Below are 23,299 nucleotides of genomic sequence, written 5' to 3'. Positions count from 1 at the left end.
ACTTCGACAGGCCCTGGTCCCTAAAGGAGAGGACAATGGTTGCGGTAAGAAGTGCACATCTCAATAAAGCTGGGGAGTTTGACCCACAAAAATGGATCGCAAGTCTGGGAATTTCCAGCCAGCAGTCGTGTGAACGCTTAACCGAAACCTGGGCCTACTGTCTTCGCACCACACAGGGTCATCCGGATGCCGATCTCCTTTTGTGGCGCGGCGTGGAGATGGTTGAAATCTTATCCATGCTGAACATGGATATTGAAACGCTGCAGGCCGCGTTGCTGTTTCCTCTCGCCGATGCGAACGTCGTGACGGAAGACGTGCTGCGTGAGAGCGTCGGAAAATCCGTCGTCGCGCTGATCCACGGCGTGCGCGATATGGCGGCTATCCGCCAGCTTAAAGCCGCGCACACCGATTCCGTCTCCTCTGAGCAGGTCGATAACGTCCGCCGGATGCTGCTGGCCATGGTGGATGATTTCCGCTGTGTGGTCATCAAACTGGCCGAGCGTATTGCCCACCTGCGTGAGGTGAAGGATGCGCCGGAAGACGAGCGCGTGCTGGCCGCCAAAGAGTGTACAAACATCTATGCGCCGCTGGCGAACCGGTTAGGTATCGGTCAGCTCAAATGGGAGCTGGAAGATTACTGCTTCCGTTATCTGCACCCGGCGGAATATAAGCGCATTGCCAAACTTCTGCATGAACGCCGCATTGACCGCGAGCACTATATCGAGGAGTTTGTCGGCGGCTTGCGCCAGGCGATGAAAGAAGAGAACGTGCGCGCCGAAGTCTACGGGCGACCTAAGCACATCTACAGCATCTGGCGCAAAATGCAGAAGAAACACCTCGCCTTTGACGAGCTGTTTGACGTGCGTGCCGTGCGTATCGTGGCGGAACGTCTGCAGGACTGCTACGCCGCGCTGGGGATCGTCCACACTCACTTCCGCCATCTGCCGGATGAGTTTGATGACTATGTGGCTAACCCTAAACCTAACGGTTATCAGTCCATTCACACCGTGGTGCTTGGCCCTGGCGGCAAAACGGTCGAAATTCAGATCCGCACCAAACAGATGCACGAAGATGCCGAGCTGGGCGTTGCCGCGCACTGGAAATACAAAGAGGGAACGTCGGGCGGGGCGCGTTCTGGTCACGAGGATCGCATCGCCTGGCTGCGCAAGCTGATTGCGTGGCAGGAAGAGATGGCCGACTCGGGCGAAATGCTCGACGAAGTCCGCAGCCAGGTCTTTGACGACCGGGTCTACGTCTTTACCCCGAAAGGGGATGTGGTCGACCTGCCAGCCGGTTCAACGCCGCTTGATTTTGCCTACCACATCCACAGTGACGTGGGGCACCGCTGTATCGGGGCGAAAATCGGCGGGCGCATCGTCCCGTTCACTTACCAGTTGCAGATGGGCGATCAGATTGAAATCATCACCCAGAAGCAGCCTAACCCGAGCCGGGACTGGCTTAATCCGAACCTGGGGTACGTCACCACCAGTCGCGGACGCTCAAAAATTCACGCCTGGTTCCGCAAGCAGGATCGTGACAAAAATATCCTTGCCGGTCGTCAGATCCTTGACGACGAGCTGGAACATATCGGGATCAGCCTGAAAGAGGCCGAGAAATTCCTGCTGCCGCGCTACAACTTCAACGAGCTTGACGAGCTGTTAGCGGCAATTGGCGGCGGCGATATTCGTCTCAATCAGATGGTTAACTTCCTGCAGGCGCAGTTCAATAAGCCAAGCGCGGAAGAGCAGGACGCGGCGGCGCTGAAGCAGCTGCAGCAGAAAACCTACGCCCCGCAGCAGCGCAGTAAAGACAATGGCCGGGTAGTGGTCGAGGGAGTGGGCAATCTGATGCACCACATTGCCCGCTGCTGTCAGCCAATTCCGGGCGACGACATCGTCGGCTTTATCACCCAGGGGCGCGGGATCTCGATCCACCGTTCCGACTGTGACCAGCTTGCCGAGCTGCAGTCCCATGCGCCGGAGCGCATCGTGGAAGCGGTCTGGGGGGAGAGCTACTCCGCCGGCTACTCGCTGGTGGTGCGTGTTACCGCCAATGACCGCAGCGGCTTGCTGCGCGATATCACCACCATTCTCGCCAACGAGAAGGTCAACGTGCTGGGTGTTGCCAGCCGCAGCGATACCCGCGAGCAGCTTGCCACCATCGATATGACCATCGAAATCTACAACCTGCAGGTGCTGGGTCGCGTACTCGGCAAACTGAACCAGGTGCCGGATGTGATTGACGCGCGTCGTCTGCACGGCGGGTAAATACACTCTTCTGTAGGCCGGGTAAGGCTTTGCCGCCACCCGGCTTGTTTTTTAATGGAAAACACTATGACTCAAATCGACCGCCTGCTCGGCATCATGAAACGCCTGCGCGATCCGGAAAACGGCTGCCCGTGGGACAAAGAGCAGACTTTCTCCACCATCGCCCCGTACACGCTTGAAGAGACCTACGAGGTGCTGGACGCCATTTCTCGCGAGGATTTTGACGACCTGCGTGGTGAACTCGGCGACCTGCTGTTCCAGGTGGTGTTCTACGCCCAGATGGCGCAGGAAGAAGGGCGCTTTAACTTTGATGATATCTGCGCCGCTATCAGCGACAAGCTTGAGCGCCGTCACCCGCATATCTTTGGCGATGCCACCGCAGGCAACAGCGCGGAAGTACTGGCCCGCTGGGAGCAGATAAAAAGCGCCGAGCGTGCTGAAAAATCCCAGCATTCGGCGCTGGACGATATTCCTCTGAGTCTGCCTGCGCTGATGCGCGCGCATAAAATTCAAAAGCGTTGTTCCGCCGTCGGTTTTGACTGGGACTCTCTGGGGCCGGTGCTGGATAAAGTGCATGAAGAGATCGACGAGGTTATGCACGAAGCGCAGCAGGCGGTGGTGGATGAAGCAAAGCTTGAGGAAGAGATGGGCGATCTGTTGTTTGCGACCGTCAACCTTTCGCGCCATTTAGGTGTAAAAGCGGAAACCGCATTGCAAAAAGCCAATCTGAAATTCGAACGTCGTTTTCGTGAAGTGGAGCGGATTGTCGCCTCGCGCGGCCTGGAAATGACCGGAGTTGACCTCCAGGCGATGGAAGAAGTCTGGCAGGAAGTAAAACGCCAGGAATCTGATCTCTAACGGAATTTTGCGATCAAGCGCAATTTGTGTGATTTTTTAAATGACAAGCGCTTGATTTGCGTCAAAAACATTTACCCAAAAGGGGCTATTTTCTCACTCCTTATGTTTGTCATGGCCTGGAATGGAGACGGAGAATGAAAGTTTGTGGCGCTCGCCGTGTTCGGGTATACTACTTTCCCGTCCTGGTTATTCCATCGTTTCACCCTAACTTCTCAGGTTCAGCATGACAACGAACTATATTTTTGTGACCGGCGGGGTCGTATCCTCTCTGGGTAAAGGCATTGCCGCAGCCTCCCTCGCAGCCATTCTTGAAGCCCGTGGCCTCAATGTGACCATGATGAAACTGGATCCGTACATCAACGTCGATCCTGGCACCATGAGCCCAACCCAACACGGGGAAGTGTTCGTTACTGAAGACGGCGCTGAAACCGATCTGGATCTTGGCCACTACGAGCGTTTCATTCGTACCAAAATGACCCGTCGTAACAACTTTACGACTGGCCGCATCTACTCCGACGTTCTGCGTAAAGAGCGCCGCGGTGACTACCTGGGCGCGACCGTTCAGGTTATCCCACACATCACTAACGCCATCAAAGAGCGTGTCCTTGCCGGTGGCGAAGGGCATGACGTAGTGCTGGTTGAAATCGGCGGTACCGTAGGGGATATCGAATCCCTGCCGTTCCTCGAAGCGATTCGTCAGCTGGCGGTAGATATTGGTCGTGAGCATGCGCTGTTCATGCACCTGACGCTGGTGCCTTACATGGCGGCTGCAGGTGAAGTGAAAACCAAACCGACTCAGCACTCTGTTAAAGAGCTGCTCTCCATCGGTATTCAGCCTGACATCCTGGTTTGCCGTTCCGATCGCGCTATCCCGGCGAACGAACGTGCGAAAATTGCATTGTTCTGTAACGTGCCTGAAAAAGCCGTTATTTCAATGAAAGATGTCGATTCCATTTATAAAATCCCGGGCCTGTTGAAATCGCAGGGCCTGGACGATTATATTTGTAAACGATTCAGCTTGAACTGTCCGGAAGCTAACCTGTCTGAATGGGAACAGGTTATCTATGAAGAAGCCAATCCGGCGGGCGAAGTGACTATCGGTATGGTCGGCAAGTACATTGAACTGCCGGATGCCTATAAGTCAGTTATCGAAGCGCTGAAACACGGTGGTCTGAAGAACCGCGTCTCCGTGAACATCAAGCTGATTGATTCGCAGGATGTTGAAACGCGTGGCGTGGAAATTCTGAAAGATCTGGATGCGATTCTCATCCCTGGCGGCTTTGGCTACCGCGGTGTTGAAGGCAAGATCGCCACTGCACGCTACGCGCGTGAAAACAATATTCCTTACCTCGGCATCTGCCTGGGTATGCAGGTTGCGCTGATCGAATTTGCGCGCAACGTAGCGGGAATGGAAAACGCGAACTCTACGGAATTTGTGCCAGACTGTAAGTACCCTGTAGTGGCGCTGATTACGGAATGGCGCGACGAAGACGGTAACGTCGAAGTCCGTACCGAGAAGAGCGATCTGGGTGGCACAATGCGTCTTGGCGCACAGGCCTGCCAGCTGTCCGACGATAGCGTGGTTCGCAAGCTGTATGGCGAATCGGTCATCACCGAGCGCCATCGTCACCGCTATGAAGTCAACAACATGCTGTTGAAACAAATTGAAGCTGCGGGCCTGCGCGTTGCGGGCCGCTCCGGGGATGATCAGTTAGTCGAGATCATTGAAGTGCCAAACCATCCATGGTTTGTTGCCTGCCAGTTCCACCCGGAATTTACTTCAACGCCGCGTGACGGGCATCCGCTGTTTGCAGGCTTCGTGAAAGCCGCCAGCGAGTATCAGAAGCGTCAGGCGAAGTAAAAAAAGTTAGAACGGCAACGCGTACCTTTGGTACGCGTTGTTTGTCTGGAGTTTTAGTTTAACTTGTACTGAGGAAAATCTAATGTCCAAAATCGTTAAAGTCATCGGTCGTGAAATCATCGACTCCCGTGGTAACCCGACCGTTGAAGCTGAAGTTCATCTGGAAGGTGGTTTCGTCGGTATGGCAGCTGCTCCATCAGGTGCTTCTACGGGTTCCCGCGAAGCGCTGGAACTGCGCGATGGCGACAAATCCCGTTTCATGGGCAAAGGCGTACTGAAAGCGGTTGGCGCTGTAAACGGTCCTATTGCTCAGGCCATCATTGGCAAAGACGCTAAAGACCAGGCTGGCATCGACAAGATCATGATCGATCTGGACGGTACTGAAAACAAATCTAACTTCGGTGCGAACGCAATCCTGGCGGTTTCCCTGGCGAACGCCAAAGCAGCAGCGGCTGCTAAAGGTATGCCACTGTTCGAGCACATCGCTGAACTGAACGGCACCCCAGGCAAATACTCCATGCCTGTACCAATGATGAACATCATCAACGGTGGTGAGCACGCAGACAACAACGTTGATATTCAGGAATTCATGATTCAGCCAGTTGGCGCGAAATCCCTGAAAGAAGCGGTACGTATGGGTTCTGAAGTGTTCCACAACCTGGCTAAAGTTCTGAAAGCTAAAGGTATGAACACGGCTGTAGGTGACGAAGGTGGCTATGCGCCAAACCTGGGTTCTAACGCAGAAGCTCTGGCTGTTATCGCAGAAGCAGTAAAAGCTGCTGGCTACGAGCTGGGCAAAGACATCACCCTGGCGATGGACTGTGCAGCATCTGAATTCTACAAAGACGGTAAATACGTTCTGGCTGGCGAAGGCAACAAAGCGTTCACCTCCGAAGAGTTCACTCACTTCCTGGAAGACCTGACCAAACAGTACCCAATCGTCTCTATCGAAGACGGTCTGGACGAGTCTGACTGGGATGGTTTCGCATACCAGACCAAAGTACTGGGCGACAAAATCCAGCTGGTTGGTGACGATCTGTTCGTAACCAACACCAAGATCCTGAAAGAAGGCATCGAGAAAGGCATCGTTAACTCCATCCTGATCAAATTCAACCAGATCGGTTCTCTGACCGAAACCCTGGCTGCGATCAAAATGGCGAAAGACGCTGGCTACACCGCTGTCATCTCTCACCGTTCTGGTGAAACTGAAGATGCAACCATTGCTGACCTGGCAGTGGGTACCGCTGCAGGCCAGATCAAAACCGGTTCTATGAGCCGTTCTGACCGTGTTGCTAAATACAACCAGCTGATTCGTATCGAAGAAGCACTGGGCGAAAAAGCACCATACAACGGTCGTAAAGAGATCAAAGGCCAGGCATAATTGCTTAAGCCTTAAATAAAAATGCCAGTCGAAAGACTGGCATTTTTTTTGGCTATTTAAAATCGACCGCCATTTGCTCCGGGATGGTCAATCCCCGGGTGGTCTGGACGCAGCGGGCGATATAATCCGTAAAACGCGGGGGTTTCGGCATTCCCATGCTGAGCAGCTTATCGTTGCTGAAGCGCACGTTCAGCGTGGCAAAGGCCCCGTATAAGCGCATCGCTCTCAGCATCAGGCGTTCGTTGCATGGACCAAAAATCGTTTTCAGCTCGCGGCGCATTCTGACCAGCGTTTCGTAGCTGACCTGCGCATATTTATCACCGACGGGCGCTTTCTCCAGCGCCTGCGCCATCGCCTGATCGATGTCTGCAAAGCGAACGCTGTTTTCTTCCCCGGCAGAAATATGCACCACCTCACCCGGACGCGCGTTGCTGCCGAGCAGCATTAACAGCGCGTCGGCGCAATAATCCACCGGCACTACGTCGATCCGGTCTTCCATTGAACACATAAACTTTTGCAGCATCAGGCCCATACTGAAGACCCAGAAGATGCTGCTCGACGGCGTGCAGCCGTGACGGGTATGGCCGACGACGATGGAGGGGCGGGCGATAAGCAGCGGCAGGTCCGGGCACTCCTGACGCATCAGCTTTTCAATGGTTGACTTCGAATAAGTGTATTCCACCAGATGTTCAGCATTTTCTCTAAATTCAGCACTTTCCGCGACCAGTGAATCCTGCTCCGGGGTGCATGACATTGCGGTGCCTACGTGCAGGAAACGCTGCAGTCCAGTGACCTGTTCCATGCGGCGTGCCAGCGCAAGGGTACCGTCGACGTTTACCTTCCAGATAAGCGGGTTGTTTCCAAATGAGGCGACAGCCGCGCAGTTAACCACATGCGTGACCTGGTTCAGTCGCGGATCGTTCAGAAAGGCCTCCGGCTGACTGAGGTCGCCAATGATAATATTCTCCACGCTCAGGGAAGCCAGTTTCTCCTCAGAAACGTTGAACTTACGCATGTTCTCCTGCACGCGCTCCAGCCCGCTTTGCGGATCGCCGGCGCGGGCAAGCAAAAGGAGTTTCACGGATTGATCGCTCGTCAGGATTTTTTCAAGTACTGCACCGCCCAGGAAACCGGTCACGCCTGTAATCAATAACATCTTCATTAATACCGTCTCATTATGATTGATGAGGCGGATTGTAGGCGCGCAAAAGTAAACGGCATTTAAATAATAAATCGCCGAAACAGGCAGCGTCTTAAGCTTATTTTAAGGAAAGGAAATCAGGTGGAGATATTGGACATTGCGGAAAGGTGAAAAATTCAATTTATAAATAATTATATTTCAACTTTATGATTTGTATGTATTTTTATGATTCAGGATTAGGGTGGTTACAGCATTGAAAATGTAATAAATAAAATATTTTGTTACACCAAACATTTATCTGGAAAATAAAGTAAATTTTGCTTAAGGGAAATTGAGTAACGTAAAAAGCAGGCTAGTTTATGTAGCCTGCGTAATATTTTCAGAGCAGCAAAGGAAGCGTAGCGCTGGCTGTTTGCTGGCTAACATCCGCGTAATGGTTGTCCAGCGCAATAAGAGAGGTGGTCAGCAATTCGACCAGCAGCATGACACCCACCTTTGCATTGAGCGCGCCAGCGCTAAGCGGGCCTTCTGGCTTGGCGGCTACCAGTTGCATATCACTCAGGGAAGCCAGCGGGCTACGTGGCGTGTTGCTGAGCGCCAGAACCTTTACGCCGCGCTTGCGGGCCAGTTTCACCACATGAAGTAAATCCCGCGTAGAACCGGAACTGGAGATAGCCACGACCAGCGTTTCAGCCGAGAGCGTTGCCGCATTCATGGCTGCGCGGTGCATGTCGCTAAATAACTGTGCGGGTTTACCCAGCCTTAATAACTTGTAATGCAGATACTCACCGAGGATTGCGCTGGCCGCGACGCCATAGATCTGCACGGAGTGCGCCTGATGCAGTGCCAGTGCGGCTTTTTCAAGCAGCGCCCGGTCCAGGAGCCTGGCGGTATCCTGCAGAGCCAGGATTGACTCATCCACCACGTTATCAATTTCATCCCCGGCCTCTCGCGCGGGCTGACCCTGCTGAATATCCAGCGCCAGCGCCATTTTGAATTCGTTATAGCCCTTGCAGCCCAGCGTCCGGCAAAGACGCGTCACGCTGGCCTCGCTGGTGTGACTCTCGCGCGCCAGTTCCGTGATCGTCAGGTAGAGCACTCGGGCGGGATCGCTGAGGACAAACTCGCCGAGTTTTTGTTGTGTTGGGCTGTACCCGGAAGCCTCCTGGCGGAGCTTCAGCAGCAGATTTTCATGGTCCGACATGCCAGGTCCTTAATGCGTTTCTCTGTGACTAGTGTGACGGAAAGCGGGGGAAAGATGCCAGTCATTTTGAAAAAGTATGATCGGTCTCCTGGTTTTTGATGATAATTTTCACTATTAAATATTTATATGGTAAAAATTTTCATCAATAAATGAGGGGATGAAAAAATGATGCAAATGTTCAGTGGAGCCTCTTCGGGGGGATGGTTTGAAAAAGCGCAGCGCTTCGGCAAATCGTTTATGTTGCCCATCGCCGTGTTGCCTGCGGCGGGTCTGCTGCTTGGGATAGGCGGCGCGTTGTCGAATCCCAATACGCTAACGGCCTATCCGTTTTTAGATGTGGGCTGGCTGCAGGCGGTTTTCACCATCATGAGCAGTGCAGGTTCCATCGTATTTGCGAACCTCTCGGTGCTGTTTGCGGTTGGGGTGGCCGTTGGGCTGGCAAAAAGTGATAAAGGCACTGCAGGGCTGGCGGCATTACTGGCGTTTCTGGTGATGAACGCCACCATCAACGCGCTGCTGATCCTCACCGGCAAACTGGCGCAGGAAAACCCGGGGGCCGTGGGGCAGGGGATGACGCTGGGGATTCAGACGCTGGAAACGGGAGTATTTGGCGGCGTAGTGATTGGTCTCGTGACCTGCGCGTTGCATCACCGGTTTAATAAAATTGCCCTTCCGCAGTTCCTGGGCTTCTTTGGCGGCTCGCGCTTTGTCCCGATTATCAGCTCGCTGGCGGCGATACTCGTCGGCGCGCTGATGACCGTGGTCTGGCCGCATTTCCAGAAACTGATCTTTGGTCTGGGCGGGCTGGTAGACGCCACAGGTTATTTGGGCACCCTGCTGTACGGCTTCATTTTACGCATGCTGGGCCCGTTCGGGTTGCACCACATCTTCTATCTTCCGTTCTGGACCACGGCCCTTGGCGGCAGCGAGATCGTCAATGGTCATCTGGTGGAGGGTACGCAGCGTATCTTCTTTGCCCAGCTGGCCGACCCGGCGACGCGTCAGTTTTATGAAGGCACGTCGCGCTTCATGTCCGGGCGCTTTATTACGATGATGTTTGGCCTGCTCGGCGCGTGTCTGGCGATGTACCACACGGCAAAACCCGAGAACAAAAAGCGCGTTGCCGGGCTTCTGCTCTCTGCGGCGTTAACCTCTTTCCTGACGGGCATTACCGAGCCCATCGAGTTCTCCTTCCTGTTTATTGCGCCGGTGCTTTACGTCATCCATGCGCTGTTTGACGGGCTGGCGTTCATGCTTGCACATATGCTGCATATCACCATCGGGCAAACCTTCTCCGGCGGTTTTATCGACTTCGTGCTGTTCGGTATTTTGCAGGGGGAGGCCAAAACCAACTGGATGTTCGTTCCGCTGGTCGGCGTGCCGTGGTTCTTCCTTTACTACTTCACCTTCCGCTACCTGATTAACCGTTTTGATTTCGCCACGCCGGGCCGTGAAAAGACGGCGATGGTTGATGAAGTGAGTCTGCCGCAAAGCGAGCGCGCTGCGGCGGTGATCGCCGGATTAGGTGGAAAAGACAATCTGGACGAGGTGGACTGCTGCGCCACGCGCCTTCGCGTCACGGTCAAAGACGGCAGCAAGGTGGATGACGCGGCGCTGAAAGCGACCGGCGCGCGCGGCGTTATCGTGCGCGGTAACAGGGTTCAGGTCATTTATGGCCCGCACGTCACCATTATCAAAAACGAAGTGGAAGAGATTTTATCGTAATGAAAACTGTACTGGATAACCTGAAGGGAAAACTGGTCGTCTCCTGTCAGGCGCTGGAGAATGAACCGCTGCATAGCCCGTTTATTATGTCGCGGATGGCGCTGGCGGCGGCGCAGGGCGGGGCCGCTGCCATTCGTGCCAACAGCGTGGTGGATATCGAGTCCATTAAGCAGCAGGTCTCTTTGCCTGTCATCGGCATCATCAAACGGGATTACCCGGAAAGCGAAGTGTTTATCACCGCCACGATGAAAGAGGTGGATGAGCTCATGGCAGTCGCTCCGGAAATCATAGCCCTTGATGCCACGGCCAGGGAACGTCCCGGTGGGGAATCCCTGGAAACGCTGGTCATGCGCATCCGCTCGCGCTACCCCTCGGTACTGCTGATGGCGGATATTTCCACCGTGGACGAAGCCGTGACGGCGCAGGCGCTGGGCTTTGACTGCGTCGGCACGACGCTTTACGGCTATACGGCGGAAACGGAAGGCCATTCGCTTCCGGAGAACGACTGCGCGTTCCTGAAGGCCGTGCTGGCGGCCGTGACGGTTCCCGTGGTTGCCGAAGGGAACGTGGATACGCCTGAACGCGCGGCCCGGTGCCTGGCGCTGGGTGCGCACACGGTCGTCGTCGGCGGCGCGATCACCCGTCCACAGCAAATTACCGAACGGTTTATGGCGGCGATTAGCGCGCAAAGCACCGATGGAGCATGACCATCCGGCGGGGATCTGCGATACTTATCGTTTATCCCCTTAACTGAGATGACTATGCAGTACCCGATTAACGAGATGTTCCAGACCCTGCAAGGCGAGGGTTACTTTACCGGTGTTCCCGCTATCTTTATTCGTTTACAGGGATGCCCGGTTGGCTGTGCCTGGTGTGATACCAAACATACGTGGGATAAGCTCGCAGATCGGGAAGTGTCGCTGTTTAGCATTCTGGCGAAAACCAAAGAGAGCGATAAGTGGGGCGCGGGCAGTTCAGAAGATCTGCTGGCGATTATTGGTCGTCAGGGCTGGACGGCGCGCCATGTGGTGATCACCGGCGGTGAACCCTGCATCCACGATCTGACTCCGCTGACCGAGCTGCTCGAAAAGAACGGCTACAGCTGCCAGATTGAAACCAGCGGCACCCACGAAGTGCGCTGCTCTCACTCTACCTGGGTGACGGTTTCGCCAAAAGTGAATATGCGCGGCGGGTATGACGTGCTCTCTCAGGCGCTGGAACGCGCGGATGAGATTAAGCACCCGGTAGGGCGCGTGCGCGATATCGAAGCGCTGGACGAACTGCTTGCGACGCTGACGGATGAAAAGCAGCGGGTGATTGCCCTGCAGCCTATCAGCCAGAAAGAAGATGCGACGCGTCTGTGTATTGAAACCTGCATCGCGCGTAACTGGCGCCTGTCGATGCAGACGCACAAGTACCTGAATATAGCCTAAAAAAAAGCCCGGTTTTGCCGGGCTATTTTTTACTCTCCGCGATACACGCAGCCTGCCGTGCAGGTCTCTTTGATCATCACCGCGCTCAGCAGTGGTACCAGCGGCTTCATCTGATCCCAAATCCATTTTGCCAGCACTTCGCTGGTCGGGTTTTCAAGGCCCGGGATCTCATTCAGATAGTAGTGATCCAGACGGTCGTAGGTCGGTTTAAACGCGGCCTTCAGTTCGGCAAAATCCATGATCCAACCGGTATGCGGATCAACTTCACCGGTGATCTCAAGACGCACCATAAACGAATGCCCGTGCAGACGGCCACATTTATGCCCTTCAGGAACATGCGGAAGGTGGTGGGCGGCTTCGAAGGTGAAATCTTTAAACAGTGTGGTGGACATGATCGCTCTCAGTAATGCGGAAAAAACCGCCGCATAGTACCGGAAAGCACAATTTTTAGCATTAACTAAAACGGCTCTGAAGGCGCAGCCATGGTGGTAAGGTGCTTTTTTGGTTTTTAACTATTTATTTTCAATGAGTTAGTTAACCTGTTTTATCGCTAAGAACGATAACTAAAACAGGTTAGTCCATTTGGTTATTTATTATTTCCATCCCTTCTTTAATTGTTATTATCCTCGCCGTTAACCTTATCTTCAGTTTGGATTTATTCGCTTAAAGTCCGCTTGGCTACTGGAACATAACGACGCATGACAACACAGGCCCCACCATCAAATTTGCTTCCCCTGAACCCGGAGCAACTGGCGCGCCTTCAGGCTGCCACCTCTGATTTTTCTCCCACTCAGCTTGCCTGGGTCTCCGGTTATTTCTGGGGAATGCTCAATCAGCAGCCTGGCGCTGTCGCGGGCGCACCGGCAACGGCTGTGGAAATTCCCGCTATTACGCTGATTTCCGCCTCGCAGACGGGCAACGCCCGCCGCGTGGCCGAAGCGTTGCGTGACGACCTGCTGGCCGCCAAACTGAACGTGAACCTGGTCAACGCCGGCGATTATAAATTTAAGCAAATCGCGTCAGAAAAGCTGCTGGTGGTGGTCGCCTCTACCCAGGGCGAAGGTGAACCCGCTGAAGAAGCGGTAGCGCTGCATAAGTTTCTGTTCTCGAAAAAAGCCCCAAAACTGGATGGCACGGCGTTTGCCGTGTTTGGTCTGGGCGATACCTCCTATGAATTCTTCTGTCAGTCCGGTAAAGACTTCGACAGTAAGCTGGCGGAGCTCGGCGCAGAGCGCCTGCTGGACCGCGTCGACGCGGATGTGGAATACCAGACTGCCGCCGCCGAATGGCGTGCGCGCATCGTTGAGGTGCTGAAAGCGCGCGTGCCGAAAGAGACGCCAGCGCAGGCCGCATTGACCGCCGCGGGCGTCGTCAACGATATCCATACCAGCCCTTACACGAAAGAAGCACCGCTGGCGGCAAGCCTGTCGGTGAACCAGAAAATCACTGGCCGCGACTCGGAAAAAGACGTGCGTCATATCGAAATCGATCTCGGTGACTCTGGCCTGCGTTATCAGCCTGGCGATGCGCTGGGCGTCTGGTATCAGAACGATCCGGCGCTGGTGAAAGAGCTGGTTGAGCTGCTGTGGCTGAAAGGTGATGAGCCTGTCACCGTTGACGGCAAAACCCAGTCGCTTTCTGATGCGCTGCAGTGGCATTTCGAACTGACGGTCAACACTCCGAACATCGTCGAAAATTACGCCACCTTAACGCGCAGTGAATCGCTGCTGCCGCTGGTGGGCGACAAAGCGAAACTGCAGCATTACGCCGCGACGACCCCGATTGTCGATATGGTGCGTTTCTCTCCGGCGCAGCTGGATGCCGATGCAGTGGTCGGGCTGCTGCGTCCATTGACCCCGCGCCTCTACTCCATCGCCTCTTCTCAGGCAGAGGTGGAGAGCGAAGTGCATATCACCGTGGGCGTGGTGCGTTATGACATCGAAGGCCGCGCCCGTGCGGGTGGGGCATCAAGTTTCCTGGCGGACCGCGTGGAAGAAGAGGGCGAAGTGCGCGTCTTTATCGAGCACAACGACAACTTCCGTCTGCCGGCAAACCCGGAAACCCCGGTGATCATGATTGGTCCAGGCACCGGTATTGCGCCGTTCCGCGCCTTTATGCAGCAACGTGCGGCGGACGACGCGCCAGGCAAAAACTGGCTGTTCTTCGGCAACCCACACTTTACCGAAGATTTCCTCTACCAGGTTGAGTGGCAGCGTTACGTCAAAGAGGGCGTGCTGACCCGCATCGATCTGGCCTGGTCCCGCGACCAGAAAGAAAAAGTCTACGTACAAGACAAACTGCGCGAACAGGGCGCAGAGCTGTGGCGCTGGATCAATGACGGTGCCCACATTTATGTCTGCGGCGACGCCAATCGCATGGCGAAAGACGTTGAGCAGGCACTGCTGGAAGTGATTGCCGAATTCGGCGGTATGGATGCCGAAACGGCGGATGAATTTTTAAGTGAGCTGCGCGTTGAGCGCCGTTATCAGCGAGATGTCTACTAATGAGCGAAAAACATCCAGGGCCACTGGTGGTCGAAGGTAAACTGACAGACGCCGAGCGCATGAAGCTGGAAAGCAACTACCTGCGCGGCACCATTGCTGAAGATTTGAATGACGGTCTCACCGGCGGTTTTAAAGGTGACAACTTCCTGCTGATCCGTTTCCACGGTATGTACCAGCAGGACGACCGCGATATTCGCGCTGAGCGTGCCGAACAGAAGCTGGAGCCGCGTCATGCGATGCTGCTGCGCTGCCGTCTGCCGGGTGGGGTCATCACCACCAAACAGTGGCAGGCGATTGATAAATTCGCTGGCGAAAACACGATCTACGGCAGCATCCGCCTGACCAACCGTCAGACCTTCCAGTTCCACGGTATTCTGAAGAAGAACGTGAAGCCGGTGCACCAGATGCTCCACTCCGTCGGGCTGGACGCACTGGCCACCGCCAACGACATGAACCGTAATGTGCTTTGCACGTCGAACCCGTACGAGTCTGAGCTGCATGCCGAAGCGTATGAGTGGGCGAAGAAGATCTCTGAGCATCTGCTGCCGCGCACCCGCGCCTATGCAGAGATTTGGCTCGATCAGGAGAAAGTCGCGACCACCGATGAAGAACCGATTCTCGGCCAGACCTATCTGCCGCGTAAGTTCAAAACCACGGTCGTGATCCCGCCGCAGAACGATATTGACCTGCACGCCAACGACATGAACTTTGTGGCGATTGCCGAAAACGGCAAGCTGGTCGGCTTTAACCTGCTGGTGGGCGGGGGCCTGTCCATTGAGCACGGTAACAAGAAAACCTACGCCCGCACCGCGAGCGAGTTTGGTTTCCTGCCGCTGGAGCATACGCTGGCGGTGGCGGAAGCCGTGGTCACGACCCAGCGCGACTGGGGTAACCGTACCGACCGTAAAAACGCGAAAACCAAATATACCCTCGAGCGCGTGGGAGTGGAGACGTTCAAAGCGGAAGTGGAGCGTCGCGCGGGGATCAAATTTGAGCCAGTCCGTCCTTACGAATTCACCGGTCGCGGCGATCGTATTGGCTGGGTGAAAGGTATCGACAATAAATGGCATCTGACGCTATTTATCGAAAATGGTCGAATTCTGGATTATCCGGGCCGTCCGCTGAAAACCGGTCTGCTGGAAATTGCGAAGATCCACAAAGGCGAGTTCCGCATTACCGCTAACCAGAACCTGATCATTGCCGGCGTGCCGGAGAGCCAGAAGGCGAAGATCGAGACGCTGGCGCGCGATCATGGGTTGATGGATGCGGTCAAACCGCAGCGTGAAAACTCCATGGCCTGCGTGTCGTTCCCGACCTGTCCGCTGGCGATGGCCGAAGCGGAACGTTTCCTGCCGTCATTTACTGACAAAGTGGAAGCGATTCTGGAAAAACACGGCATTCCGGACGAGCATATTGTTATGCGAGTGACCGGCTGCCCGAACGGCTGCGGCCGCGCGATGCTGGCCGAGCTGGGGCTGGTGGGGAAAGCGCCGGGTCGCTATAACCTGCATCTGGGCGGTAACCGTATCGGCACACGTATTCCGCGTATGTTCCGCGAGAACATCACCGAGCCGGAAATCCTTGATTCCATCGATGAGCTTGTCGGGCGCTGGGCGAAAGAGCGCGAAGCGGGTGAAGGCTTCGGCGACTTTACGGTGCGTGCGGGCATCATTCGCCCGGTCCTCGATCCCGCAAGGGATTTCTGGGAGTAACCACGAGAGGTAATTATGTCCGTACTCGATCTAAACGCCCTTAACGAACTGCCAAAAGTCGAACGCATTCTGGCACTGGCAGAAACCAACGCCCAACTGGAAAAGCTCGACGCCGAAGGGCGCGTGGCCTGGGCGCTGGAAAACCTGCCGGGAGACTATGTGCTTTCGTCGAGCTTTGGTATTCAGGCGGCGGTGAGTTTGCATCTGGTGAATCAGATCCGTCCGGACATTCCGGTGATCCTCACCGACACCGGCTACCTGTTCCCGGAAACCTACCAGTTTATTGACGAGCTGACGGACAAGCTCAGGCTGAACCTGAAAATCTACCGCGCGACGGAAAGCGCGGCCTGGCAGGAAGCACGCTACGGCAAGCTGTGGGAGCAGGGCGTTGAGGGCATTGAGAAATACAATGAGATCAACAAAGTCGAGCCGATGAACCGGGCACTGAAAGAGCTTAACGCGCAGACGTGGTTTGCAGGGTTGCGCCGTGAGCAATCCGGCAGCCGTGCCACGCTGCCGGTGCTGGCAGTCCAGCGCGGAGTCTTTAAGGTGCTGCCGATTATCGACTGGGATAACCGGACGGTGTACCAGTACCTGCAAAAACACGGGCTGAAGTACCATCCGCTGTGGGACCAGGGCTACCTGTCAGTTGGAGACACCCACACCACGCGCAAATGGGAACCGGGAATGGCGGAAGAAGAGACGCGATTCTTTGGGCTGAAGCGCGAGTGCGGGTTGCACGAAGGGTAATTCCTTAACCGCCCTCTCCCTGTGGGAGAGGGTTGGGGTGAGGGCATCAGGCCGCGCTATACTTAAAAACCTCAGCCTTTCCCCGCCTTCGCCAGCTCCTTCACCAGCGGCAGCATCACTTTCACCACGTCCCGGCTGCGGTGTTCAATGCGCTGCGGCAGGGCGCTATCAATATGCTGCTGATTATCCAGCATCACGTTATGCCAGCTTGTCCCGTCCGGGAAGGCTTTCGATTTCCCCCGTTGCTGGTAGCCATCTTTTTTCCCCAGCGCCCAGTTGGTTGCTTCCACGTACAGGACCGGAATGCCCGCTTTATCGAACACTTCGCCGTCGTTGCAGCAGCCCGTTCCTCGCGGATAATTTGGATTGCCGCCCGGGTTGCTGGCGGCATACACCCCATGGCTGCGGGCAATGGCGAGCGCCCGGTCACGCGTCAGTTTACGCACGCTACCCGGCGTACTCTGTCCGCTGTTGAAATACAGTTTATCGCCGACAATCAGGTTATCGAGGTTAATTACCAGCAGCGTATTTTTCTTCTCTTCAGCGCTCATGCGTTTAAGGAGATTCTCAGCGCCGAGCTTACCCTCCTCTTCACCGCTGGTGGCAACGAAACGAATGCCATATTGCGTCGGAATGTTCTTCATTCGCTCGGCCAGTTCGAGCATCACGCCAAGACCCGCTGCGTTATCGTCCATGCCCTGCAGCGTCAGCCCGCCGAGGTTGTTATCGGTGTCGGCATCGCTGAGCGGTGCGTAAGTATCGAGATGCGCCATGATAATAATCTGTTCCGCCGCGCGACCTTCGTGAGCCGCAATAACCGTACTGCCGGTCACGTTGTGCCAGTTTTGTGTTTTATTGCGCGAGGTATAGATATAGCGGCTGTGAAACGACCGGATATCGCTCTGGTAACCCATATCAGCAAATTGCTGGCGAATATAGTCAGCAGAGAGCATTTCCGCAGGTGAACCGGTCATGCGGCCAGGGAAAACGGTAGCAATATGCCGCGCCTGCTGAGTGGCGATTTCACCATAGGGTTGATTTTTTGCCTGAGCCGGAAGAATAAAGCAAACGCCTAGCGCCAGGGCAGCAACACAGTGGCGCGTTGCGGAAAACATAGTGAGTCCTTAAAAACAGAGCAAAATTTTAACTGGCCTAGTATGAAACTGTGATCGTCCATACACAATTTGAATTGCTCTTAAATGCCCGAAAATTCGCGTGTTAAGCACTTTTTGATATTAACTTTTTCACATCGTTATTCCATTGAGTAACTACTCATTCCAATTCGTAATTTCATTCGGTCTAAGCCGCCCCCTATAGTCCCTCTATTCCTCGTTGTTAGTGAGTTGTTGCCTGTGGACTATCTGCCCTTATTTGCCGCGATTAAAGAGAAACCGGTGCTGGTTGTTGGCACGGGTGAAATTGCCGATCGCAAAATCGCGTTTTTGCAACGTGCGGGGGCGCAGGTGCGGGTAGTGGCAGAAGCGGATTTTGACGAATCACAAATCGACAGCGTAGTGCTGGTAATAGCGGCGACCGAAGATCGCGACCTGAACCGTCGTGTTTCCGACGCCGCTCAGGCCCGTTACCGTCTGGTGAACGTGGTGGACGACCAGCCGTTATGCTCGTTTATCTTCCCGTCGATCGTTGACCGTTCGCCGCTTCTGGTGGCGATCTCCTCCGGCGGGACCGCTCCGGTGCTGGCGCGCGTGCTGCGGGAAAAAATCGAAGCACTGCTGCCGACAAGCCTCGGGCGCATGGCGGAGACAGCCAGCTACTGGCGTAACCATCTGAAGACCCGGCTGACCAGCGTGGCGGAACGTCGTCGCTTCTGGGAGCGGGTGTTTCGCGGCCGCTTTGCCAGCCTGATGCAGGCCGGCAATGAGACGGCGGCGCAGAAAATTCTTGAAGACGAACTGGATAACCCTGGCAGTACGAACGGGGAGATCATTCTGGTGGGCGCAGGGCCGGGCGATGCCGGGCTTCTGACGCTGCGTGGCCTTCAGGTGCTGCAGGACGCGGACGTGGTGTTCTACGACCATCTGGTCACCGACGGCGTGCGCGAGCTGATTCGTCGCGACGCGGAGCAAATTTGCGTCGGCAAACGGGCAGGCGAGCACTCTGTGCCGCAGCACGACACCAATCAGATGCTGATTGCTGCCGCTAAAGCGGGCAAAACCGTGGTGCGTCTGAAAGGGGGCGATCCGTTTATCTTCGGACGCGGCGGAGAAGAGTTGCAGGCGGCAGCCGAAGCGGGCGTGCCGTTCCAGGTGGTGCCTGGCATTACGGCGGCATCAGCAGTAACGGCCTATGCCGGTATTCCGCTGACCCATCGCGATTATGCGCAGAGCGTCACTTTTGTGACCGGGCACTACAAGGCCGACAGCACGCCGTTTGACTGGTCGCATCTCGCCCAGAGCCGGCAAACGCTGGCGATATACATGGGCACGATGAAAGCCGCAGACATCAGCGAACAGCTGATTCAGCACGGTCGCGAGGCAGCGACGCCCGTTGCCGTGATTTCTCGCGGCACCCGCGTCGATCAGCATGTTGCTATCGGCACATTACTCGAACTTGCAGACCTGGCGAAAGATGCCCCGATGCCCGCCCTGATCGTGGTGGGGGAAGTGGTACAGCTGCACAGTACGCTCGCCTGGTTTCAACATACTACAGACTCAGAGGGGTTTGGTTCCTCTGTGGTGAATCTGGCTTAAGGAACGGTTATGGACCAAAAACGACTTACTCACCTGCGGCAGCTCGAAGCGGAAAGTATCCATATTATCCGCGAAGTGGCAGCCGAATTTTCTAACCCGGTGATGATGTACTCCATCGGTAAAGATTCCAGCGTCATGCTGCATCTGGCGCGTAAAGCGTTTTATCCGGGTACGCTGCCGTTCCCGCTGCTGCACGTCGATACCGGCTGGAAATTCCGCGAAATGTACGAATTCCGCGACCGTACCGCAAAAGCTTACGGCTGCGAGCTGCTGGTGCATAAAAACCCGGAAGGTGTGGCGATGGGCATTAACCCCTTCGTGCACGGCAGCGCCAAACACACGGATATCATGAAAACCGAAGGGCTGAAGCAGGCGCTGAACAAATACGGCTTTGATGCCGCCTTCGGCGGCGCGCGCCGTGACGAAGAGAAGTCTCGTGCTAAAGAGCGTATCTACTCTTTCCGCGATCGTTTCCACCGCTGGGATCCGAAAAACCAGCGCCCGGAGCTGTGGCACAACTACAACGGCCAGATCAACAAAGGCGAAAGCATCCGCGTTTTCCCGCTCTCCAACTGGACCGAGCTGGATATCTGGCAGTACATCTATCTGGAAAATATCGAGATCGTTCCGCTGTATCTGGCGGCTGAGCGTCCGGTGCTCGAGCGCGACGGCATGCTGATGATGATCGACGACGATCGCATCGACCTGCAGCCGGGCGAAGTCATCAAAAAACAGATGGTGCGTTTCCGTACCCTTGGCTGCTGGCCGCTGACCGGCGCGGTGGAATCCAACGCGCAGACGCTGCCGGAGATCATTGAAGAGATGCTGGTGTCGACCACCAGTGAGCGACAGGGGCGCGTGATTGACCGCGACCAGGCAGGCTCCATGGAGCTGAAGAAACGTCAGGGTTATTTCTAAGGAGCCGCCATGAACACCACTATTGCTCAACAAATTGCCAACGAAGGCGGCGTGGAAGCGTATCTGCACGCGCAACAACACAAAAGTCTGCTGCGTTTTCTGACCTGCGGCAGCGTGGATGACGGGAAAAGTACCCTGATTGGTCGCCTGTTGCACGATACACGCCAGATTTACGAAGATCAGCTCTCTTCTCTGCACAACGACAGCAAACGTCATGGTACCCAGGGTGAAAAACTCGACCTGGCGCTGCTGGTGGATGGTTTGCAGGCGGAGCGCGAGCAGGGCATCACCATCGACGTGGCCTATCGCTATTTCTCAACGGAGAAGCGCAAATTTATTATCGCCGACACCCCGGGGCACGAGCAGTATACCCGTAATATGGCGACCGGCGCGTCGACCTGCGACCTGGCGATCCTGCTGATCGACGCCCGTAAAGGCGTGCTGGATCAAACCCGTCGTCACAGCTTTATCTCCACGCTGTTGGGGATCAAACACCTGGTCGTGGCGGTCAACAAGATGGATCTGGTGAACTTCAGCGAAGAGAAATTTGAGGAGATCCGCCAGAGTTACCTGACCTTTGCCGAGCAGCTGCCGGGTAATCTGGATATCCGCTTCGTGCCGCTTTCCGCGCTGGAAGGCGATAACGTCGCCTCCCAGAGTGCGAATATGCCGTGGTACAGCGGCCCGACGCTGCTGGAAGTGCTGGAGACCGTTGAAATTCAGCGCGTGGTTGATACCCAGCCGATGCGCTTCCCGGTGCAGTACGTTAACCGTCCAAATCTCGATTTCCGCGGCTTCTCCGGCACGATTGCCTCCGGCTCCGTGAAGGTGGGACAGCGTGTCAAAGTGCTGCCCTCCGGCGTAGAATCGGCAATCGCGCGCATCGTGACGTTCGACGGCGACCTCCAGGAAGCCGGGGCAGGGGAGGCGGTCACCCTGGTGCTGAAAGACGAGATTGATATCAGCCGGGGCGATCTGCTGGTCGACGCGCAGGAAACGCTGGCAGCAGTGCAGGGCGCGTCTGTGGATGTGGTCTGGATGGCGGAACAGCCGCTGACCGCAGGCCAGAGCTACGACATCAAAATTGCGGGCAAGAAAACTCGCGCCCGCGTGGACGGCATTCAGTTCCAGGTGGACATCAATAATCTCACCCAGCGTGACGTGAGCGAACTGCCGCTGAACGGTATTGGCCTGGTGGATCTGACTTTCGATGAGCCGCTGGTGCTGGATCCGTATCAGCAGAACCCGGTAACGGGCGGCCTGATCTTTATCGACCGTCTGACTAACGTCACCGTCGGCGCGGGGATGGTTCGTGAGCCAAACGAGCAGGCGACCGTCGCCTCTGAATTCAGCGCCTTCGAACTGGAGCTGAACGCGCTGGTGCGTAAGCACTTCCCGCACTGGGGCGCCCGCGATCTGCTGGGAGGCAAATAATGGCCGCACATGATGAGAACGTCGTCTGGCATCCTCATCCGGTCACCGTCGCGCAGCGTGAGCAACTCCACGGACATCGTGGGGTTGTGCTGTGGTTTACCGGGCTGTCTGGCTCCGGTAAATCCACGGTAGCGGGCGCGCTGGAAGAGGCGCTGCATCAGAGGGGCGTGAGCACCTACCTGCTGGACGGGGATAATGTCCGTCATGGTTTGTGCAGCGATTTAGGCTTCAGCGACGACGACCGCAAAGAGAATATTCGCCGGGTGGGAGAAGTCGCCAGCCTGATGGCGGATGCCGGGCTGGTGGTGTTAACGGCGTTTATCTCGCCGCATCGTGCTGAGCGCCAGATGGTACGTGAGCGCGTGGGGCAGGATCGCTTTATCGAAGTGTTTGTCGATACGCCACTGGCGGTCTGCGAAGCTCGCGACCCGAAAGGGCTGTACAAAAAAGCGCGTGCCGGCGAACTGCGCAACTTCACCGGAATTGACGCGGTTTACGAAGCGCCTGAATCGCCTGAGATTCACCTGGAAGGTCAACAATTGGTAACAAATTTAGTAAGCCAATTATTAGACCTGCTCAGACGGGACGATATTATCAGATCCTGAGGCGGTATCGTTCGGGAGCTGTCTTTCCGAACGATGAGTCACGGTCACAGGATTAGCTATGCGCAACAGTGAAAACTACATTATCACCACCGGGTCGGAGCCGCTCGCGACCGACGACGAAACGACCTGGTCATTCCCCGGGGCCATTATTGGCTTCGTCTCCTGGTTGCTGGCGCTTGGCATCCCGTTTCTTATGTATGGCGGCAATACGCTGTTCTTTTTCCTCTACACCTGGCCTTTCTTCCTGGCGCTGATGCCCGTCGCGGTTGTCGTCGGCATTGCGTTGCACTCCCTGTTCAATGGCAGGCTCCTGTATAGTGCCGTGTTCACTATCGCCGCCGTAGTCATCATATTTGGGCTGCTATTTTTATGGCTGATGGGTTAACTTGCGGCATAATTAAAACCCCAGAGTAGAGTCCAGCGGAAAGTTATGGGATGATGAAGCCGTTTTTTCAGGGGGCAGGATGGGTAAACTAACGCTGCTGTTGCTGGCTTTGCTGATTTGGCTGCAATACTCGTTGTGGTTCGGTAAGAACGGACTGCACGACTACAGCCGGGTGAGCGATGACGTCGCGGCTCAGCAGGCAACAAACGCCAAACTTAAGGCGCGTAACGATCAACTCTTTGCTGAAATTGATGACCTCAATGGCGGGCAGGAGGCGATTGAGGAACGCGCACGCAATGAACTCAGTATGACTAAGCCGGGCGAAACCTTTTATCGTCTGGTTCCGGATGCGTCTAAACGCAATCAGGGCTCAGCACAAAATAATCGATAATCAGGCCCAGGATTACGAC

At 55.5% G+C, this 23,299-nt stretch carries 20 protein-coding genes; 16 read left to right on the top strand and 4 right to left on the bottom strand.

Annotated features, from left to right (window positions below; translation table 11 throughout):
* Window positions 1-35 precede the first annotated feature (35 nt).
* The 4 genes from relA (at window position 36) to eno (ending at window position 6,367) form a co-directional block, all read left to right on the top strand.
* The gene (relA, locus tag BFV64_RS18595; protein WP_014885048.1) at window positions 36-2,267 is read left to right on the top strand and encodes a GTP diphosphokinase; all 2,232 of its coding nucleotides are present in this window, start codon (window positions 36-38) and stop codon (window positions 2,265-2,267) included.
* 66 nt (window positions 2,268-2,333) lie between these two features.
* On the top strand, window positions 2,334-3,125 hold the full coding sequence (mazG, locus tag BFV64_RS18590) for a nucleoside triphosphate pyrophosphohydrolase (protein WP_045281982.1): 792 nt from the start codon (window positions 2,334-2,336) through the stop codon (window positions 3,123-3,125).
* Window positions 3,126-3,348: 223 nt separating this feature from the next.
* Window positions 3,349-4,986 (top strand): glutamine hydrolyzing CTP synthase, encoded by a 1,638-nt coding sequence (gene pyrG, locus BFV64_RS18585; protein ID WP_014885046.1) that lies wholly within the window; start codon window positions 3,349-3,351, stop codon window positions 4,984-4,986.
* A gap of 82 nt (window positions 4,987-5,068) precedes the next feature.
* Window positions 5,069-6,367: a phosphopyruvate hydratase gene (gene eno / locus BFV64_RS18580; protein WP_014885045.1), complete on the top strand. Its 1,299-nt coding sequence runs from the start codon at window positions 5,069-5,071 to the stop codon at window positions 6,365-6,367.
* A 52-nt stretch (window positions 6,368-6,419) separates the two neighbouring features.
* On the opposite strand, the gene BFV64_RS18575 is transcribed toward eno, so the two are convergent.
* Both BFV64_RS18575 and BFV64_RS18570 read right to left on the bottom strand, forming a co-directional pair.
* Window positions 6,420-7,529: an SDR family oxidoreductase gene (locus tag BFV64_RS18575; RefSeq protein WP_059372380.1), complete on the bottom strand. Its 1,110-nt coding sequence runs from the start codon at window positions 7,527-7,529 to the stop codon at window positions 6,420-6,422.
* Between the two features lie 358 nt (window positions 7,530-7,887).
* Window positions 7,888-8,712 (bottom strand): MurR/RpiR family transcriptional regulator, encoded by an 825-nt coding sequence (locus tag BFV64_RS18570; RefSeq protein WP_014885043.1) that lies wholly within the window; start codon window positions 8,710-8,712, stop codon window positions 7,888-7,890.
* A 165-nt stretch (window positions 8,713-8,877) separates the two neighbouring features.
* Here BFV64_RS18570 and BFV64_RS18565 point away from each other — a divergent pair, with 165 nt between their 5' ends.
* Genes BFV64_RS18565 through queE form a run of 3 tightly spaced genes read left to right on the top strand, consistent with a single transcriptional unit; the run spans window position 8,878 to window position 11,870 of the window.
* On the top strand, window positions 8,878-10,437 hold the full coding sequence (locus BFV64_RS18565; protein ID WP_069602343.1) for a PTS transporter subunit EIIC: 1,560 nt from the start codon (window positions 8,878-8,880) through the stop codon (window positions 10,435-10,437).
* Entirely contained in the window at window positions 10,437-11,144 is a 708-nt protein-coding gene (locus BFV64_RS18560) for an N-acetylmannosamine-6-phosphate 2-epimerase (protein WP_050862123.1), read from the top strand. Before BFV64_RS18565 ends, BFV64_RS18560 begins: the two co-directional genes overlap by 1 nt.
* A gap of 54 nt (window positions 11,145-11,198) precedes the next feature.
* Window positions 11,199-11,870 (top strand): 7-carboxy-7-deazaguanine synthase QueE, encoded by a 672-nt coding sequence (queE, locus tag BFV64_RS18555; RefSeq protein ID WP_014885040.1) that lies wholly within the window; start codon window positions 11,199-11,201, stop codon window positions 11,868-11,870.
* A 29-nt stretch (window positions 11,871-11,899) separates the two neighbouring features.
* Here the strand turns inward: queE and queD are convergent, their stop codons facing one another.
* The gene (queD, locus tag BFV64_RS18550) at window positions 11,900-12,262 is read right to left on the bottom strand and encodes a 6-carboxytetrahydropterin synthase QueD (RefSeq protein ID WP_014885039.1); all 363 of its coding nucleotides are present in this window, start codon (window positions 12,260-12,262) and stop codon (window positions 11,900-11,902) included.
* A 306-nt stretch (window positions 12,263-12,568) separates the two neighbouring features.
* Here queD and cysJ point away from each other — a divergent pair, with 306 nt between their 5' ends.
* From cysJ to cysH, 3 genes are read left to right on the top strand one after another with little or no spacing between them, the layout of a single operon-like run.
* On the top strand, window positions 12,569-14,374 hold the full coding sequence (gene cysJ, locus BFV64_RS18545) for an NADPH-dependent assimilatory sulfite reductase flavoprotein subunit (RefSeq protein WP_045134134.1): 1,806 nt from the start codon (window positions 12,569-12,571) through the stop codon (window positions 14,372-14,374).
* Window positions 14,374-16,086, top strand: a complete 1,713-nt coding sequence (gene cysI / locus BFV64_RS18540; protein WP_014885037.1) for an assimilatory sulfite reductase (NADPH) hemoprotein subunit — start codon at window positions 14,374-14,376, stop codon at window positions 16,084-16,086. Before cysJ ends, cysI begins: the two co-directional genes overlap by 1 nt.
* Before the next feature lie 15 nt (window positions 16,087-16,101).
* Window positions 16,102-16,836: a phosphoadenosine phosphosulfate reductase gene (cysH, locus tag BFV64_RS18535; RefSeq protein ID WP_023337698.1), complete on the top strand. Its 735-nt coding sequence runs from the start codon at window positions 16,102-16,104 to the stop codon at window positions 16,834-16,836.
* Window positions 16,837-16,907: 71 nt separating this feature from the next.
* Here cysH and BFV64_RS18530 read toward each other — a convergent pair whose 3' ends face one another.
* The gene (locus BFV64_RS18530; RefSeq protein WP_014885035.1) at window positions 16,908-17,951 is read right to left on the bottom strand and encodes an aminopeptidase; all 1,044 of its coding nucleotides are present in this window, start codon (window positions 17,949-17,951) and stop codon (window positions 16,908-16,910) included.
* A gap of 237 nt (window positions 17,952-18,188) precedes the next feature.
* On the opposite strand from BFV64_RS18530, the gene cysG reads away from it, so the two are divergent.
* The 6 genes from cysG to ftsB all read left to right on the top strand — a co-directional run bounded on the left by cysG (window position 18,189) and on the right by ftsB (window position 23,280).
* Window positions 18,189-19,547, top strand: a complete 1,359-nt coding sequence (gene cysG / locus BFV64_RS18525; RefSeq protein WP_014885034.1) for a siroheme synthase CysG — start codon at window positions 18,189-18,191, stop codon at window positions 19,545-19,547.
* A 9-nt stretch (window positions 19,548-19,556) separates the two neighbouring features.
* A complete protein-coding gene (cysD, locus tag BFV64_RS18520) occupies window positions 19,557-20,465 on the top strand; it encodes a sulfate adenylyltransferase subunit CysD (RefSeq protein ID WP_008499613.1) in 909 nt (302 codons plus the stop codon).
* Between the two features lie 9 nt (window positions 20,466-20,474).
* Window positions 20,475-21,899 (top strand): sulfate adenylyltransferase subunit CysN, encoded by a 1,425-nt coding sequence (gene cysN, locus BFV64_RS18515; RefSeq protein WP_014885033.1) that lies wholly within the window; start codon window positions 20,475-20,477, stop codon window positions 21,897-21,899.
* A complete protein-coding gene (gene cysC / locus BFV64_RS18510; RefSeq protein ID WP_014885032.1) occupies window positions 21,899-22,504 on the top strand; it encodes an adenylyl-sulfate kinase in 606 nt (201 codons plus the stop codon). Before cysN ends, cysC begins: the two co-directional genes overlap by 1 nt.
* A gap of 58 nt (window positions 22,505-22,562) precedes the next feature.
* Window positions 22,563-22,889 carry a DUF3561 family protein gene (locus tag BFV64_RS18505; protein ID WP_014885031.1) on the top strand — a complete coding sequence of 109 codons (327 nt, stop codon included), beginning with the start codon at window positions 22,563-22,565 and terminating at the stop codon, window positions 22,887-22,889.
* Between the two features lie 79 nt (window positions 22,890-22,968).
* On the top strand, window positions 22,969-23,280 hold the full coding sequence (gene ftsB, locus BFV64_RS18500; RefSeq protein WP_008499609.1) for a cell division protein FtsB: 312 nt from the start codon (window positions 22,969-22,971) through the stop codon (window positions 23,278-23,280).
* The last annotated feature ends 19 nt before the right edge of the window (window positions 23,281-23,299 follow it).

This window comes from Enterobacter kobei (assembly GCF_001729765.1).
GTDB classification, from domain to species: Bacteria; Pseudomonadota; Gammaproteobacteria; order Enterobacterales; family Enterobacteriaceae; genus Enterobacter; species Enterobacter kobei.
The sequence above is the reverse complement of the archived record's forward strand: the minus strand, read 5'-3'. Positions and strand labels throughout refer to the sequence as shown.